Below are 1,416 nucleotides of genomic sequence, written 5' to 3' on the forward strand. Positions count from 1 at the left end.
CCTCTGTTGTCCCCTTCTCCTCCTGCCCCCAATCCCTCCCAGCATCAGAGTCTTTTCCAATGAGTCAACTCTTCGCATGAGGTGGCCAAAGTACTGGAGTTTCAGCTTTAGCATCATTCCTTCCAAAGAACTCCCAGGGCTGATCTCCTTCAGAATGGACTGGTTGGATCTCCTTGCAGTCCAAGGGACTCTCAAGAGTCTTCTCCAACACCACAGTTCAAAAGCATCAATTCTTCAGTGCTCAGCCTTCTTCACAGTCCAACTCTCACATCCATACATGACCACTGGAAAAACCATAGCCTTGACTAGACGGACCTTTGTTGGCAAAGTAATGTCTCTGCTTTTGAATATGCTGTCTAGGTTGGTCATAACTTTCCTTCCAAGGAGTAAGCGTCTTTTAATTTCATGGCTGCAGTCACCATCTGCAGTGATTTTGGAGCCCAAAAAAATAAAGTCTGACACTGTTTCCACTGTTTCCCCATCTATTTGCCATGAAGTGATGGGACCAGATGCCATGATCTTCGTTTTCTGAATGTTGAGCTTTAAGCCAACTTTTTCACTCTCCTCTTTCACTTTCATCAAGAGGCTTTTGAGTTCCTCTTCACTTTCTGCCATAAGGGTGGTGTCATCTGCATATCTGAGGTTATTGATATTTCTCCCGGCAATCTTGATTCCAGCTTGTGCTTCTTCCAGTCCAGCGTTTCTCATGATGTACTCTGCATATAAGTTAAATAAACAGGGTGACAATATACAGCCTTGATAACTCCTTTTCCTATTTGGAACCAGTCTGTTGTTCCATGTCCAGTTCTAACTGTTGCTTCCTGACCTGCATACAGATTTCTCAAGAGGCAGGTCAGGTGGTCTGGTATTCCCATCTCTTTCAGAATTTTCCACAGTTTATTGTGATCCACACAGTCAAAGGCTTTGGCATAGTCAATAAAGCAGAAATAGATGTTTTTCTGGAACTCTCTTGCTTTTTCCATGATCCAGCGGATGTTGGCAATTTGATCTCTGGTTCCTCTGCCTTTTCTAAAACCAGCTTGAACATCTGGAAGTTCACAGTTCACATATTGCTGAAGCCTGGCTTGGAGAATTTTGAGCATGAATTTACTAGTGTGTGAGATGAGTGCAATAGTGTGGTAGTTTGAGAATTCTTTGGCATTGCCTTTCTTTGGGATTGGAATGAAAACTGACCTTTTCCAGTCCTGTGGCCACTGCTGAGTTTTCCAAATTTGCTGGCATATTGAGTGCAGCACTTTCACAGCATCATCTTTCAGTATTTGAAATAGCTCAACTGGAATTCCATCACCTCCACTGGCTTTATTTGTAGTGGGCCTTAGAAAGCATCACTACGAACAAAACTAGTGGAGGTGATGGAATTCCAGTTGAGCTATTCCAAATCCTGAAAGATGATGC

The 1,416-nt window shown here is 43.2% G+C and carries 2 protein-coding genes; both read right to left on the reverse strand.

All coding sequences use genetic code 11. The features are described 5' to 3' along the window. Positions 1-234: 234 nt before the first annotated feature. Entirely contained in the window at positions 235-747 is a 513-nt protein-coding gene (locus IEX27_RS21735; protein ID WP_188723021.1) for a reverse transcriptase domain-containing protein, read from the reverse strand. Next, positions 705-1,262, reverse strand: a complete 558-nt coding sequence (locus IEX27_RS21740) for an RNA-directed DNA polymerase (RefSeq protein WP_188723022.1) — start codon at positions 1,260-1,262, stop codon at positions 705-707. Before IEX27_RS21740 ends, IEX27_RS21735 begins: the two co-directional genes overlap by 43 nt. Between the last annotated feature and the right edge of the window lie 154 nt (positions 1,263-1,416).

The sequence above is a fragment of the Nitratireductor aestuarii genome, assembly GCF_014641695.1.
In the GTDB taxonomy this organism is placed as follows: Bacteria; Pseudomonadota; Alphaproteobacteria; order Rhizobiales; family Rhizobiaceae; genus Chelativorans; species Chelativorans aestuarii.